This is a genomic window from Ancylobacter sp. VNQ12 (genome assembly GCF_049445835.1).
Lineage (GTDB): Bacteria > Pseudomonadota > Alphaproteobacteria > Rhizobiales > Xanthobacteraceae > Ancylobacter.
In genome coordinates this window covers 449,809-463,355 of record NZ_JBMSDU010000002.1, presented here as the reverse complement: position 1 = coordinate 463,355, position 13,547 = coordinate 449,809, and the positions used below count along the sequence as shown (strand labels likewise).

Annotated in this window: 15 protein-coding genes and 1 tRNA gene; 8 read left to right on the top strand and 8 right to left on the bottom strand. The window is 68.7% G+C overall.

Annotation, left to right across the window (positions count from 1 at the left end):
* Positions 1–48 precede the first annotated feature (48 nt).
* Positions 49–264, top strand: a complete 216-nt coding sequence (locus ACO2RV_RS05835) for a hypothetical protein (RefSeq protein ID WP_423290752.1) — start codon at positions 49–51, stop codon at positions 262–264.
* A gap of 159 nt (positions 265–423) precedes the next feature.
* Here the strand turns inward: ACO2RV_RS05835 and ACO2RV_RS05830 are convergent.
* Together ACO2RV_RS05830 and ACO2RV_RS05825 are read right to left on the bottom strand one after the other, a co-directional pair.
* Positions 424–499 (bottom strand) — tRNA-Ala (locus tag ACO2RV_RS05830).
* 162 nt (positions 500–661) lie between these two features.
* Positions 662–1,066: a TIGR02300 family protein gene (locus ACO2RV_RS05825; protein WP_423290750.1), complete on the bottom strand. Its 405-nt coding sequence runs from the start codon at positions 1,064–1,066 to the stop codon at positions 662–664.
* 180 nt (positions 1,067–1,246) lie between these two features.
* On the opposite strand from ACO2RV_RS05825, the gene aroA reads away from it, so the two are divergent.
* From aroA to ACO2RV_RS05800, 5 genes are all read left to right on the top strand, one after another.
* Positions 1,247–2,680, top strand: a complete 1,434-nt coding sequence (gene aroA / locus ACO2RV_RS05820) for a 3-phosphoshikimate 1-carboxyvinyltransferase (RefSeq protein ID WP_423290748.1) — start codon at positions 1,247–1,249, stop codon at positions 2,678–2,680.
* Positions 2,677–3,306 carry a (d)CMP kinase gene (gene cmk / locus ACO2RV_RS05815; RefSeq protein ID WP_423290746.1) on the top strand — a complete coding sequence of 210 codons (630 nt, stop codon included), beginning with the start codon at positions 2,677–2,679 and terminating at the stop codon, positions 3,304–3,306. Before aroA ends, cmk begins: the two co-directional genes overlap by 4 nt.
* Before the next feature lie 18 nt (positions 3,307–3,324).
* Positions 3,325–3,741, top strand: coding sequence for a carboxymuconolactone decarboxylase family protein (locus ACO2RV_RS05810; RefSeq protein WP_423290744.1), 417 nt, complete (start codon positions 3,325–3,327; stop codon positions 3,739–3,741).
* Positions 3,742–3,751: 10 nt separating this feature from the next.
* Positions 3,752–4,570: a precorrin-6A synthase (deacetylating) gene (cobF, locus tag ACO2RV_RS05805; protein ID WP_423290742.1), complete on the top strand. Its 819-nt coding sequence runs from the start codon at positions 3,752–3,754 to the stop codon at positions 4,568–4,570.
* Positions 4,571–4,656: 86 nt separating this feature from the next.
* The gene (locus ACO2RV_RS05800; protein WP_423290740.1) at positions 4,657–4,875 is read left to right on the top strand and encodes a hypothetical protein; all 219 of its coding nucleotides are present in this window, start codon (positions 4,657–4,659) and stop codon (positions 4,873–4,875) included.
* 4 nt (positions 4,876–4,879) lie between these two features.
* Here ACO2RV_RS05800 and ACO2RV_RS05795 read toward each other — a convergent pair whose 3' ends face one another.
* Positions 4,880–6,442 (bottom strand): EAL domain-containing protein, encoded by a 1,563-nt coding sequence (locus ACO2RV_RS05795; RefSeq protein ID WP_423290738.1) that lies wholly within the window; start codon positions 6,440–6,442, stop codon positions 4,880–4,882.
* A gap of 674 nt (positions 6,443–7,116) precedes the next feature.
* Here ACO2RV_RS05795 and rpsA point away from each other — a divergent pair.
* The gene (rpsA, locus tag ACO2RV_RS05790; protein WP_423290735.1) at positions 7,117–8,823 is read left to right on the top strand and encodes a 30S ribosomal protein S1; all 1,707 of its coding nucleotides are present in this window, start codon (positions 7,117–7,119) and stop codon (positions 8,821–8,823) included.
* An 82-nt stretch (positions 8,824–8,905) separates the two neighbouring features.
* On the opposite strand, the gene ACO2RV_RS05785 is transcribed toward rpsA, so the two are convergent.
* Together ACO2RV_RS05785 and ACO2RV_RS05780 are read right to left on the bottom strand one after the other, a co-directional pair.
* Positions 8,906–9,157, bottom strand: coding sequence for a hypothetical protein (locus ACO2RV_RS05785; RefSeq protein ID WP_423290733.1), 252 nt, complete (start codon positions 9,155–9,157; stop codon positions 8,906–8,908).
* A gap of 67 nt (positions 9,158–9,224) precedes the next feature.
* The gene (locus ACO2RV_RS05780; protein WP_423290731.1) at positions 9,225–10,133 is read right to left on the bottom strand and encodes a DMT family transporter; all 909 of its coding nucleotides are present in this window, start codon (positions 10,131–10,133) and stop codon (positions 9,225–9,227) included.
* 119 nt (positions 10,134–10,252) lie between these two features.
* Here ACO2RV_RS05780 and ACO2RV_RS05775 point away from each other — a divergent pair, with 119 nt between their 5' ends.
* Entirely contained in the window at positions 10,253–10,993 is a 741-nt protein-coding gene (locus ACO2RV_RS05775; protein WP_423290729.1) for an ArsR/SmtB family transcription factor, read from the top strand.
* A gap of 7 nt (positions 10,994–11,000) precedes the next feature.
* Here the strand turns inward: ACO2RV_RS05775 and ACO2RV_RS05770 are convergent, their stop codons facing one another.
* The 3 genes from ACO2RV_RS05770 to ACO2RV_RS05760 all read right to left on the bottom strand — a co-directional run bounded on the left by ACO2RV_RS05770 (position 11,001) and on the right by ACO2RV_RS05760 (position 13,543).
* Positions 11,001–11,534 (bottom strand): sugar O-acetyltransferase, encoded by a 534-nt coding sequence (locus ACO2RV_RS05770; RefSeq protein ID WP_423291058.1) that lies wholly within the window; start codon positions 11,532–11,534, stop codon positions 11,001–11,003.
* A 136-nt stretch (positions 11,535–11,670) separates the two neighbouring features.
* Complete coding sequence (gene hemH, locus ACO2RV_RS05765; protein ID WP_423290727.1) at positions 11,671–12,741, bottom strand: ferrochelatase; 1,071 nt, start codon at positions 12,739–12,741, stop codon at positions 11,671–11,673.
* 97 nt (positions 12,742–12,838) lie between these two features.
* Complete coding sequence (locus ACO2RV_RS05760) at positions 12,839–13,543, bottom strand: glutathione S-transferase N-terminal domain-containing protein (RefSeq protein WP_423290725.1); 705 nt, start codon at positions 13,541–13,543, stop codon at positions 12,839–12,841.
* Between the last annotated feature and the right edge of the window lie 4 nt (positions 13,544–13,547).

Here is a 13,547-nt window from a genome sequence, read left to right as displayed (position 1 = left end):
GTTCACTGATGAACGCAAGGCGGGGTAGCATCGTGCTATTGGCAAGGCATGCGTCAGACAGAACAGACCGCCCGCGAAATCTGCGCGCTCGATTTGCGCGCCAAGGGCATCGCCGCCGACGCGATTGCCGCGCTCGTCGATCGCTACTGGCCGGTGCTTGCCAATGAGATCCGACAGGGCATCGCCGTCGACAGCTGGCCCTTCGCGGCCGAGGAGATCGACCGGCTGACCCGCGAGTACCGCCAGCTCATCGACCCTCACTAGAGCGCCCGCATCCAGTCGGACCTCACGCGTCGGGAGCGTGCCGTGAATCAGTGATTCGCCGGCGGACAGCTGCGCCGCGCTATGATCCGCAGTCACGCCCGCGCATCGGGCGGCGATGCCGCTCTGCGTTCAGGCCGTTCGGGATGTCCGGGGGAGATTTGGTGGAGCCAGGCGGAATCGAACCGCCGACCTCTTGAATGCCATTCAAGCGCTCTCCCAACTGAGCTATGGCCCCACCGGGGGTTGCCGGGCGGGCGCTGGGCTGTCGCTCAGCGCCGTGGGTGTCTCACCCGGCGATCCGCTCTGGCATTGGCCGGAGCGGGATGGTCGTAAAGCACAGGACGATGACGACTGCAAGCCTCCCTGTGGAAGGAAGCGCGCCGTCCCCAGCGCTTTTTCAGGTTTCCTCGTCGTCCTCGATGCCGTCGCCGATCAGATCGGTCACGTCATCGTCAGCATCCTCGTCTTCTTCGAGGAAGGTGTCGTCGTCATCGTCGCTCTCGACCTCGTCGTCGATTTCGAGATCGTCGTCGACCACGGCGGCCTTGGTCGGGCTGCCGGCGGCTTCCTCGTCGGCATCCTCCAGCGAGACGAGCTCGACGTCGGCGACTTCCTCGACCTCGGCGTCCTCGGGCACGGCCGCAGCGCGCGCCGGCTCGGCGCGCGACCCGCGGGTGATGGCGACGGCAATCGGCACGATCTGGCCGGTATAGGGCGAGATCACCGGGTCCTTGTTCAGGTCGTAGAACTTCCGTCCGGTGACCGGGCAGATGCGCTTGGTGCCAAGATCAGGTTTCACCACGGCTGGGAACCTCGGGGGTGGTGATGAAAAGGGGTGCTCCCATTGAACTGCCGTTCCGGTGGAGTCAAGCGTGCATTTGCATGGCGGTGACGACGATGACGTGCTCGTGCTAGGACGGCGCCGGTCACGATCCGCCAACTGGTGTAACGGGCGAGCGCCCCGCTTGAGAAGGCTTGCGAGATGAGCAGCACCGCTTCCACGTCCGCTACGGCGGAAAAGGCCGATGCCGGCGCGGCGCACGCGGCCGGGGGCCATGGCGGCACCGTGGCGACGCCTGCTCTCGCCCGTCTTTCGCCGCCGCTGAAGGGCACGGTTCGCGTGCCGGGCGACAAGTCGGTCTCGCACCGCTCGCTGATCTTCGGCACGCTTGCCGTCGGCGAGACCCGCATCTCCGGCCTGCTGGAAGGCGAGGACGTCCTCAACACCGCGCGTGCCTGCGCCGCGCTCGGCGCCAGCGTGGAACGGCTTGGCGAGGGCGAATGGCGGGTCAACGGCGTCGGCGTCGGCGGGCTTACCCAGCCCGAGGCGCCGCTCGATTTCGGCAATGCCGGCACCGGCTCGCGGCTGATGATGGGCGTGGTCGCCGGCAACCCGATCACCGCCACCTTCGACGGTGATGCCAGCCTGCGCCGCCGCCCGATGCGCCGCATCCTCGATCCCTTGGAGAAGATGGGCGTCGAGGTGGTCGAGGCCGCCGAGGGCGGGCGCCTGCCGCTCACCCTCAAGGGCCCGCGCGACCTGGTGCCGATCACCTATGAGAGCCCGGTCGCCTCGGCGCAGATCAAGTCCGCCGTGCTGCTCGCGGGCCTCGGCGCGCCGGGCGAGACGGTGCTGATCGAGAAGGAGGCGAGCCGCGACCACACCGAGCGCATGCTCACTCATTTCGGGGCGGATGTGCGGGTGGAGCCGTTCGGCGAGCATGGTCGCAAGGTCACGCTCAGGGGCCGTCCCGAGCTGAAGCCGGCGCCGATCCGCGTGCCGGCGGACCCCTCCTCCGCCGCGTTCCCGCTGGTGGCGGCGCTCATCGTGCCGGGCTCGGACATTGTCATCGAGGGGGTGATGACCAATCCGCTGCGCACCGGCCTGTTCATTACGCTGAAGGAGATGGGCGCCTCCATCGATTATGTGAACGAGCGCATCGAGGGCGGCGAGAGCGTGGCGGACCTGCATGTGCGATACACCGGCCGCCTCGCCGGGGTCGACGTGCCGGCCGAGCGCGCGCCATCGATGATCGACGAATACCCGGTCCTCGCCGTCGCCGCGGCCTTCGCGCAGGGCGCCACCCGCATGAACGGGCTGTCGGAACTGCGGGTGAAGGAATCCGACCGCCTTGCGGCGGTGGCCGACGGGCTCGCCGCGATCGGCGTGACGCATCGTATCGAGGGCGACGACCTCATCGTCGAGGGTGCGGGTTCCGTGGTCGGCGGCGGCACGGTCGCCACCCATATGGATCACCGCATCGCCATGAGCTTCCTGGTCGCCGGCCTCGCCGCCGCCAATCCGGTCAAGGTGGACGACGTCGCCTTCATCGCCACCTCCTTCCCGAGCTTCCTGCCGCTGATGGAAAAGCTCGGCGCGGTGATCGAGGTTCAGCCTTCCGAGGTTTCCCGGTGATCATCGCCATCGACGGGCCGGCCGCCTCGGGCAAGGGCACCGTCGCCCGCGCGCTCGCCGCGCATTACGGCCTGCCGCATCTCGATACCGGGCTGCTCTACCGCGCGGTCGGCGCGGCGGCGCTGGAGCGTGCCGTGCCGTTTGAAGATGCGCAGGCGCTGGCCGGGCTGGCCTCCGTCCTCGATGTCGCCGCGCTCGATGCGGAAGCGCTGCGCGCCGGGCCGATCGGTGAGGCCGCCTCGCGCGTCGCCGTCGTGCCGGCGGTGCGTGAAAAGCTCCTGAGATTGCAGCAGGACTTCGCTCACCAACCGGGCGGGGCCGTGCTGGACGGGCGCGACATCGGCACCGTCATCGCCCCCGACGCCGACATCAAGATCTTCGTCACCGCGACTCCGGAAGCGCGCGCGGCCCGTCGGCACCGCGAATTGCGCGAGCGCGGCGAGGACGTCTCCTTCGCCGAGGTGCTGGCCGACATCGCCCGGCGCGACGCACGCGACAGCGGGCGCTCCAGCGCGCCGCTGATTGAGGCGCAGGACGCCGTGCGGCTCGACAATACCGCGCTCGACCGCGACGCCAGCATAGCGCGGGCGCTGGCCATCGTGGCCGCGCGCCTGGCGGGGCGCTGAACGGGAAAGGGCCTGATCATGGCGGATGACGGCATGCGCGGCGGCGACCGCGACAATGACCGCCTCGCGCGCGGCAAGGCGAAGCTGGCCGAGATCACCGGCCGCTCCGGCGCCGAGGTGATGGCGGCGCTGGATGAAATCGCCCCCGATTTCGCCCGCTACATCTTCGAGTTCGGCTATGGCGACATCTATTCCCGGCCGGGGCTGGACCTGCGCACCCGCATGCTGGCCACCGTCGCCGGGCTGGTGGCGCTCGGCCATGCCGAGAAGGAGCTGGAAGTACATATCGGCTCGGCGCTGAATGTCGGCGCCAGCCGCGAGGAAGTGGTCGAGACCATCATGCAGATGGCGCTCTATGCCGGCTTCCCGGCGGCGCTGAACGCGCTGTTCATCGCCAAGCGGGTGTTTGCCTCCCGCGATGGCGCTGAACCATGACGGTGCCCGCATGAGCCGGCGCCTCCTGGTCATCGGCATGGGCGCGGGCTCCCCGGCCCATCTCACGCTCGAGGCCGTCGAGGCGATCAATCGGGCGGACGTGTTCTTCGTTTTCGACAAGGGCGAGGCGGCCGGCGAACTCGTCGCCTTGCGTGAGCACATGCTGGAGACGCACCGCCGCGCCCCGTGGCGGATCGCGCGCATCGACAGCCCCCGCCGCCGCGCCGCGCCGCAGATCCACCCCGCCCGCGCTGCCGGCGCCTACAAGCAGGACGTCACCGAGTGGCACCTCGCCCGCGCCGCCCTGCTAACGGAGCGCATCGCCGCCGAACTGCCGGAGGACGGGGTCGGCGCCATGCTGGTCTGGGGCGACCCGGCGCTCTACGATTCGACCCTGCGGGTGCTGGAAGACGTGCGGGCCCGCCTGCCTCTCGCCATCGAGGTCATCCCCGGCATTTCCGCCGTGCAGGCGCTGTGCGCCGCGCATGGCCTGGTGCTGAACGCGGTGGGCGAGAAGGTGGTCATCACCACCGGCCGGCGCGTGCTGGAGGACTATCCCCGCGGCGGCGAGAGCCTCGTGGTCATGCTGGACGACGGCACAGGGCTGGCGGCGCTGATCGCCCATGAGGCGGAGATGCGGGCGGGTGGCGGGCCGGCGCTCGCCCTCTGGTGGGGTGCCTATCTCGGCATGGAAGAGCAGACGCTCGCCAGCGGGCTGTTAGCGGAAGTCGGACCGGAAATCCTCGCCCACCGCGCCGAGGCGAGGGCGCGGCGGGGCTGGATCATGGATGTGTGGCTGGTGCGGCACGGCGGCTCCCGCGCGGGCTGACGACACGGCCTGGTTTCCACGGCCGCATTGCCGCGAGCGGGCGACGGGCTTTAACGTGCCGTCAACGCGCTTTGGAGATGACAGCCATGCCGACCGCTCCTGTCGCCACCGTGCCGCCCGACGTCGCTGAGCCGGTCCCCACCCATCCCGAGGAGATGAAGGCTGTCTTCGACGTTCGGGTCGGCAAGTGGATCACGCTTCAGGGCAGCGCCCGCATCACGCCGGCGGGCATGGTCGCGACCGGCATCGCGGTGTCCGCCCTGCTGCTCGCCACCGCCGCGCTGGTGCGGGCGGCGCGGCGCTGAACCCCTATTCCGCCGCCAGCGTGGCGATGTTGGAGGGCGTGCCATGGGCCTCCCGATTGGCGCGGCAGTAGGCGATGAAGCCGTCCGCCGGCAAGGCGCGCGAGAACAGCCAGCCCTGCGCCAGGTCGACGCCGCGCTGGCGCAGATAGTTCGCCTGCGTCTCGCTCTCCACGCCCTCGGCGACGATGCGCAACCTCAGTTCGCCGGCCATCTGGATGATGTGCTCGGTCACATGGCTGGTCGGCGCCTCGGTGCCGACGGCATCGACGAAGGACTTGTCGATCTTCAGCGCGTCGACCGGCAGGCGCTGCAGATATTTGAGCCCGGAATAGCCGGTGCCGAAGTCGTCGATGGCGGTCATGTGCCCGCGCCGGCGCAGCTCGGCGAGGGTGTGGCGCGCACCCTCTATGTCGACGAAGCCGCGCTCGGTCGCCTCCAGCCAGATCTGCTGGTTTTCCACGCCGGTGCCTTCCAGCGCCTCTTTCAGCACCGGCAGGATGCGGCCGGTGCTGATGTCGGCCGGGCACAGATTGATCGAGACGTGCAGGTGCCGGTCCTGCCGCAGCAGGTCGCCGAGGTCGGCGATGACCGCGGCGATCACCTGGTCGGTGATCGGCTGGATCAGGCCGGTATCCTCGGCGAGCGGGATGAACAGGTCCGGCCGCACAAGGCTGCCATCCGGTCGGTTCCAGCGCACCAGTGCCTCGGCACCGACGCAGCGCGAGGTCGCCAGCTCGATGATCGGCTGGTAGTGCGTGATGAACTCGCCGTTGCGAACCGCCAGCGCCAGCTCGCCCCGCGGCGAGAGACGCCGGCGCAGTGCCCAGATGGCGAGGGCGGAGAACAGCGCGGCGAGGATGGCCGCGACCGGGATGAAGATGCCCCTGATGGTGCGGAGATAGCCGTAGAAGCCGATGCGTGGCTGGCGGGCCAAGACCGTCCAGCCGGCCGCTTCGCGTGTAACGAGGAGTTCGTTCTCGGTTTGGGGCGACGGTGCGGTGGCGTGTTCCCAATCGGTCTGGAGGAGGACGCCGTTGGGCGTGCGTATTTCGACCTGCACCGAACGATCGCTGGCCGGCGCGATGAAGCGCTTCTGGTCGATCATGGCGGTATAGTCGCCCAGATGCAGCACCATCATCGGGTGGCGCGGGTTGAAGACCGAGTGGAAATTGATGCTCACGCCCATGCCGTCGGGCAGCAAGATATCGGTCGGCGCGCGCGGGATGGGAAGCTGCGCCGGACCCCAGACGTTGCACAGCACCACGCCGTCGCGGATGAAGCCGAGATTCTCGGTGGCGAGCGAATTGATCGTCAGCTCGCGCATCTGCGCCATGTGTTCGGGCGAGCAGCGCGGCAGGTCGGTGAGGCTCAGTTCGCGCAACGTCTGGCTGGCATCGGTGAACAGGCCGCCGGCATGGGCGAGGGTCTGATCGGCCGCGCGCTCGAGGCGGCTCTCCTGGGCGGCGACCGCCGTCCGCCACGACAGATAGGCGGCGACCACGAGTGGCACGGCGGTGCCCGCCACCACGAGAAGGAAGGCCAGCAATAGGACGCGCCAGCGACGCACGATGGGCCTCCCGTCGAAATCGCGACCGGATACCCGGCCCAGCCCCCACCGGGATGAAGCCGGAACCGGTTTGCCCGCGCATACCGAGTTTCCCGTACATGACGTAAGAAACCATACCACAACTTGGACTTAAGGTTACCGATGCCGCGCGTGCCGGTTGCCACGTGAGGGCATGACGTCTGCGTGAGATTCGCGCGGCAATGGGGGCCTTGGGGCCGAGGGGAGCCTTTGCGACGGTGCGCGCCTTGCAAATCCTTGCTCCTTGCGCTATGGCAGCCACCGTTCGGACGCCCTACATGATGGACGGTCGACGGGAGGGCCGGTGGTGCGGGACGCGCGTCGCCGAAGCTGGGAGGCATGCCCCACCCCGCCGCGCATCGGCTCCGGAACCGTCAGGTTGCCCTTCGATATCTGCGGAGAGCGTTCCAGCGGTGCATCGACAGCGCGGAAATACACCGCCGATGCCGATCCCAGCCGAGTTTCCTGCCGGTTTTCCGTTCGCTGCGTTGCTCCGTGACGCCGCGGGGAACCGGCATAAAGTCTACGTTCCGGACGCCGCGGCCAATGCGCCGGGCTTCGCGAGAGGTTGCATCGGGAAGCGCCATGTCCCGATGCCCGCGGCGGATGGAACGCATCTCAACCCCGTGCCGGCGCATTGGCGACCAGGAGCTTAAATGTCCGCTACTCAATCCCTCAGCGCTGCGCGTGAAGATTTCGCCGCGCTGCTCGAAGAGAGCTTCAATCTTGCCGAGCCGGCCGAAGGCTCGGTGGTCAAGGGCATCGTCGTCGCGATCGAGAAGGATCTCGCGATCATCGACATCGGCCTGAAGACCGAAGGCCGCGTGGCGTTGCGCGAATTCGCCGGCCCCGGCCGCGACCAGCAGATCAAGGTCGGCGACGAGGTCGAGGTCTATCTGGAGCGTGTCGAGAACGCGCTCGGCGAGGCCGTCCTGTCGCGTGACAAGGCCCGCCGCGAAGAGAGCTGGGTCCGCCTCGAAAAGGCGTTCAACGCCCAGGAGAAGGTCACCGGCGTGATCTTCAACCAGGTCAAGGGTGGCTTCACCGTCGATCTCGACGGCGCCGTGGCCTTCCTGCCGCGTTCGCAGGTCGACATCCGCCCGATCCGCGACGTCGGCCCGCTGATGCACAACCCGCAGCCGTTCCAGATCCTCAAGATGGATCGCCGCCGCGGCAACATCGTCGTCTCGCGCCGCACGGTTCTCGAAGAGACCCGCGCCGAGCAGCGTCACGAGCTGGTGCAGAACCTCGAAGAGGGCCAGGTCATCGACGGCGTGGTCAAGAACATCACCGATTACGGTGCGTTCGTTGATCTCGGCGGCATTGACGGCCTGCTGCATGTCACCGACATCGCCTGGCGCCGCGTGAACCACCCGACCGAAGTGCTGAGCATCGGCCAGACGGTCAAGGTGAAGATCATCAAGATCAACCACGAGACGCACCGCATCTCGCTGGGCATGAAGCAGCTCCTCGGCGATCCGTGGGAGGGCATCGAGGCCAAGTATCCGGTTAATGCCCGCTTCAAGGGCCGCGTGACCAACATCACCGACTACGGCGCGTTCGTCGAGCTGGAGCCGGGGATCGAGGGCCTCATCCACGTTTCCGAGATGAGCTGGACCAAGAAGAACGTTCACCCCGGCAAGATCGTCGCCACTTCGCAGGAAGTGGAAGTCGCGATCCTCGAGGTGGATCCGGTCAAGCGCCGCATCTCGCTCGGCCTCAAGCAGACCCTGCAGAACCCCTGGGAAGCCTTCGCCGAGAAGTATCCCTCGGGCGCGACGGTCGAGGGCGAGGTCAAGAACAAGACCGAGTTCGGCCTGTTCCTGGGTCTCGACGGCGACGTCGACGGCATGGTCCACCTGTCCGACCTCGACTGGAACCGTCCGGGCGAGCAGGTCATCGACGAGTTCAAGAAGGGCGACGTGATCAAGGCGGTCGTTCTCGACGTGGATGTCGAGAAGGAGCGCATCTCGCTCGGCGTGAAGCAGCTCGCCGGCGACCCCTTCCAGGACGCGGGCGAGCTCCGCAAGGGCGCGATCGTCACCTGCGAAGTGATCGACGTGAAGGAAGGCGGCGTCGATGTGAAGATCATCGGCTCCGACATGACCACCTTCGTGAAGCGCTCGGAACTGGCCCGCGACCGCGGCGACCAGCGTCCGGACCGTTTCGCCGTGGGCGAGAAGTTCGACGCCCGCGTCACCCTGTTCGACCGCAAGGCGCGCAAGGTGCAGGTCTCCATCAAGGCGCTGGAAATCGCCGAGGAGAAGGAGGCCGTGGCGCAGTTCGGTTCGCAGGACTCGGGCGCTTCGCTCGGCGACATCCTGGGCGCCGCGCTCAAGAAGGCTTCCGAAAAGGCCGAGTGAGAGCCCACGCTCTCGCCGCCTGACGGCTAAGACGGGAACGGCCGGCGTGGTGACACGTCGGCCGTTCTGCTTTCAGGGGGCCTTAAAATTGCGGCGGTGTCTCCACCGGCGGCGGCAGGCTGTCAGGCGGCAGCTCCGGCGGCGTGTCGCCTGGCAGGATCTCCGGCTCGCCGCGCCAGGGCGGGGGAATGTCCGGGCCGGGATCGGGCCGTTCGGGGTCCTCCACCGGCGTCGGTGGGCCGTCCGGGCTCTCGGCCGGCGGGGGAATGTCCGGACCGCCCGGTTCGGGAGTGCGCGGCGGTGTCGGGAGATCGGCGGCGTTCGGCTCGGCCATGGCGTGTCCTCCTCTGTCGGGAGGGCAACGGACGGAACCGTGCGCGGTTCCGCCGTGCGCCGTGTGCTCACGCCTGGGCCGGCAGCCGCTTCGGCAGCGTCATGGCGATGACGCCCGCCACCACGGCGGCAAGGCCGAGCCAGGCGGTGGGCGGCAGCGCCTCGCCGAGCAGCACGACGCTGATGGCGACGCCGATCGGCACCCGGATATAGGCTTGTGCGGTGGCGCCGATCGATCCCAGCGTCTGCACCAGCCGGAAGAAGATCACGAAGGCCAGCGCGGTGGAGAACAGCGCCAGCGCCAGCAGCGCGGCGAGCGATTCCCATGACGGAGACAGCGTCCATGGCCGGTCGACGACGAGGCTGGCCGGCAGCAGCAGCGCTGCGCCGCAGATCATCGAGCCCGCCGCCGGCATCATCGGATCGAGCCCCTTGAAGCGGGCGCTGAACAGTGCGCCGCCGCCATAGCAGAGCGTGGCGGCGAGCACGGCAAGTTGCGGCAGCAGCTGTTCGCCGAGCCCGTGCAGCGCCCCGGTGCCGACGACGAGGCAGGCACCGGCGAGGCCGCTCGCCGCCCCGAACAGCTTGCGCCCGTCCACCGCCTCGCGCCGGCCGATCAGCAGCGCGATGAGGAAGGCGAAGATCGGCGTGGTGGCGTTGAGGATCACCGCCAGCCCGGCGTCGAGCCGTGTCTCCGCCCAGGCGATGAGGGTGAAGGGCACCACGCTGTCGAGGCAGGCCTGCACCAGGAAATACCGCCAGCTCGCGCGCCCCGCCGGCATCCGCATGCCGCGCGCGTGCAGCACCGCCAGCAGAACCGCACCGGCAATGATCGTGCGGCCGGCCATGAAGGTGATGGGCGGGATGGTCTCCACCCCGATCTTGATGAAGCTGTAGGAGGCGCCCCACAAGGTGGAGAGCAGCAGCAGCAGGGCGAGTTCGCGGGTCAGGTTCGGCGTGGGTGCGGCGGCGTTCATGCGGGGTCCTCGGGCGTCGTCGGCGGGCCCCTTCTAGCGCGGCGTGACCCGTGGATGTTTCGGCCGATGCCGAAACGTTGCCGGCTGACCGGGCCCCGCCCGGCTGCTAGGCTGCCGCCATGTCGCAGATCGTTTCGGGAAGCCAGATTGCCGAGATCGCCGCGCTGGTCGGCGACCCGGCCCGCGCCAACATGCTGGTGGCGCTTATGGGTGGCCAGGCGCTGACGGCCGGCGAGCTGGCGCGTCATGCCGGGGTGAGCGCATCGACGACCAGCGGTCATCTCGCCAAGCTGGCGGCCGCCCGGCTGGTGAGCCCGTCGCGGCAGGGGCGGCACCGCTATTACCGGCTGGCCTCGCCGGAGATCGCCGAGGTGGTCCACGCGCTGATGGTGGCGGCCGGTGTCGGGCCGGGACGCTATCGGCCCGTCGGTCCGCGCGACGCGGCGTTGCGTCTCGCCCGCACCTGCTACGACCATCTGGCCGGGCGGCTGGCGCTGGAGCTTGCCGACACGCTTCACCGGCGCGGCCATGTCGTGCAATGCGATGGCGGCGCCGTCCTCACCGAGGCCGGCCGTCTCTTCCTCACGGATTTCGGGCTCGACCTGGAGGCGGAAGCGTCCTCGCGCCGGCCGCTGTGCCGGACCTGCCTCGACTGGAGCGAACGCCGGCCGCATCTGGCGGGAAGGCTGGGCGCGGCGCTGCTCGTCCGGCTGCTCGAACTGGGATGGGTGGCGCGCCTGCCCGAGAGCCGGGCGCTGCGCGTGACCGGCGCCGGAGAGGCCGGCCTCGCCGCGCGCTTCGATTTCCGGGAGGATTGGCGCTGCGATCCGCTCGCGACGAATACCGGCCGCGCCGCCTGATGCGTGCTCAGCGCACCCGTGCCGGGTTCCCGAGCGCCGTCGCCCCTGCCGGCACGTCGCGCGTCACCACGGCGCCGGCACCGATCACCGCATCGTCGCCAATGGTGATGCCCGGCAGGATGATGGCGCCGCCGCCGATCCAGACGTTGCGGCCGATGATGACCGGGCGGCCGAACTCGTAGCCGGTGGCGCGCGTCGCGGGGTCGCGCGGGTGGTCGGCTGTGTAGATCTGCACCGCCGGGCCGATCTGCGTGCGTTCGCCGATGCTCACTTCCACCACGTCGAGAATGACGCAGTTGAAATTGAGGAAGGCCCCGGCACCGAGGCGGATGTTGAAGCCGTAGTCGCAATGGAAAGGCGGACGGATCACCGCGCCTTCGCCGAGCGCACCGAGCCGTTCCCGCAGCAGCGCGTCGCGCGTGGCCTGCGGCGCACCGATGGCCCCGTTGTAGCGCGCCATCCAGGCGAAGGCGGCTTCCTGCGCCGCCTGAATCTCGGCGTCGCCGGCGTGATACAGCTCGCCGGCGAGCATCTTCTGCATCTGGGTGCGGGCGGATGTCTGGCTGGTCGTCTCAGGCAAGGCGGCGCTCCCCGATGTTTCTCAGGGCACCTTCCATCGCGTAAGCGCGCGGGCGAGGCAAAACACGTCCGGTTTCAGCGTGAAATCGGCGCGTGGTTCAGCCCAGATCCACCCAACCCTGTAGCTCGCGGCGGATCACCGTCTCCAGCACCTTGATGCCGCCGTCGGAATCGTTGAGGCAGGGGATGAAGTGGAACTTCTCGCCGCCATTATGGTGGAAGATTTCGGCATTCTCGCCACCGATCTCCTCCAGCGTCTCCAGGCAGTCGGCGACGAAGCCGGGGGTGATGACGGCGAGCTTCTTCACGCCGGACTGCGCCAGCGCCTCCACCGTCTTGTCGGTGTAGGGCTGCAACCATTCCGCCTTGCCGAAGCGCGACTGGAAGGTGACCTTCAGCTTGCCCTCGGGCCAGCCCAGCGCTTCGCGCAGCAGCCGGCCGGTCTTCTGGCAGTAGCACTGATAGGGGTCGCCCTTGTCGAAATACTCCTTCGGAATGCCGTGGAACGAGGCGAGCACCAGCTCCGGTTCCCAGTCCAGCCCGGCCAGCGAGGTGCGGATCGACTGGGCCAGCGCTTCGATATAGGCGGGCTCGTCCGGCCAGTGCGGGGCGACCCGCAGCACCGGCTGCCAGCGCATTTTCTTCAGCACGTCGAAGGCGGCGTCGCACACCGTGGCCGAGGTGGCGGCGGCATATTGCGGGTAGAGCGGCACCAGCAGCAGCCGCTCGCAGCCCTGTGCCTGCAGCGCCTCGATGCGCGAGGCGATGGAGGGGTTGCCGTAGCGCATGGCCCAGTCGAAGACGAGCCGTTCGGACAGCGGGCCGAGGCTGGCGCTGAGCTTGTCCGACTGCGCGCGGGTGATGGTGCGCAGCGGGCCCTCATTCAGCTCGTTGTTCCAGATCGTCGCGTAATCCTTGCCCTTGGCCTGCGGGCGTTTCGACAGGATGATCACATTGAGCAGGAACCACCAGAGAACGCGGTTGACCTCGATCACTCGGCGGTCGGAGAGAAACTCCTTGAGGTAGCGCCGCATCGACCAGTAGTCGGTGCCGTCGGGCGTGCCGAGATTGACGATCAGCACGCCGATCTTGCCGAATTTCACCGGCGGATGGTTCTTGGGCAGCGGCGCGGCGGAAGGCGCGCGGGGCGGCGTCACGTTCTGGTTCATCTTCGCTCCCGAGCTGTCGCGTTCGCCCGCTTATAGGCGAATTCCCCGGTGATGCCACCACGCCGCCCTGCGGCGCGGTGGCCTGCGCTTCTACGCATCAGGGGCGCGCGGGGATCTCCAGCCCGCGCTGCACGGCGGGGCGGGCCAGCCCGCGCTCCAGCCAGGCCGGCACGTTGGCCAGCGTGGCGTAGTCGACCAGCTCGGCCGCGCCGTAGAAGCCGATGAGGTTGCGCACCCAGCCGAGCGTGGCGATGTCGGCAATGGTGTAGTCCTCGCCCATGATCCAGTCGCGTCCTTCGAGCCGGCGCTCCAGCACGCCGAGCAGGCGCTTGGACTCAGTCGCGTAGCGCTCGCGCGGGCGCTTGTCCTCATAGGCCGCGCCGGCGAACTTATGGAAGAAGCCGACCTGGCCGAACATCGGGCCAATCGACGCCATCTGGAAGAACACCCACTGAAGGGCCTCGTAGCGCGCCGCCGGGTCGGCCGGCAGGAATTCGCCGGTCTTCTCCGCGAGATAGACCAGGATGGCGCCGGATTCGAACAGCGCCAGCGGCTTTCCGCCGGGTCCGTTCGGATCGAGGATCGCCGGGATCTTGCCATTGGGGTTGAGCGCGAGGAATTCGGGCGTCCAGCTCTCGTCCTTGCCGATATTGACCGCGTGCGCCTCGTAGGGAAGCCCGGTTTCCTCCAGCATGATCGAGACCTTCACACCATTGGGCGTGGGGAAGGAATAGAGCTGGAGACGGTCGGGGTGCTGCGCGGGCCAGCGGGCAGTGATCGGGAAGGCTGCGAGATCGGTCACGAGA

Excerpts from the sequence above, each read along its gene's own strand:
- ACO2RV_RS05800 (WP_423290740.1), top strand. The coding sequence starts at position 4,657 with ATGCCGACCGCTCCTGTCGCCACCGTGCCGCCCGACGTCGCTGAGCCG.
- ACO2RV_RS05785 (WP_423290733.1), bottom strand. The coding sequence starts at position 9,157 with ATGGCCGAGCCGAACGCCGCCGATCTCCCGACACCGCCGCGCACTCCC.
- ACO2RV_RS05775 (WP_423290729.1), top strand. The coding sequence starts at position 10,253 with ATGTCGCAGATCGTTTCGGGAAGCCAGATTGCCGAGATCGCCGCGCTG.
- ACO2RV_RS05810 (WP_423290744.1), top strand. The coding sequence starts at position 3,325 with ATGGCGGATGACGGCATGCGCGGCGGCGACCGCGACAATGACCGCCTC.
- ACO2RV_RS05835 (WP_423290752.1), top strand. The coding sequence starts at position 49 with ATGCGTCAGACAGAACAGACCGCCCGCGAAATCTGCGCGCTCGATTTG.
- rpsA (WP_423290735.1), top strand. The coding sequence starts at position 7,117 with ATGTCCGCTACTCAATCCCTCAGCGCTGCGCGTGAAGATTTCGCCGCG.
- hemH (WP_423290727.1), bottom strand. The coding sequence starts at position 12,741 with ATGAACCAGAACGTGACGCCGCCCCGCGCGCCTTCCGCCGCGCCGCTG.
- ACO2RV_RS05770 (WP_423291058.1), bottom strand. The coding sequence starts at position 11,534 with ATGCAGAAGATGCTCGCCGGCGAGCTGTATCACGCCGGCGACGCCGAG.
- cobF (WP_423290742.1), top strand. The coding sequence starts at position 3,752 with ATGAGCCGGCGCCTCCTGGTCATCGGCATGGGCGCGGGCTCCCCGGCC.
- ACO2RV_RS05780 (WP_423290731.1), bottom strand. The coding sequence starts at position 10,133 with ATGAACGCCGCCGCACCCACGCCGAACCTGACCCGCGAACTCGCCCTG.
- aroA (WP_423290748.1), top strand. The coding sequence starts at position 1,247 with ATGAGCAGCACCGCTTCCACGTCCGCTACGGCGGAAAAGGCCGATGCC.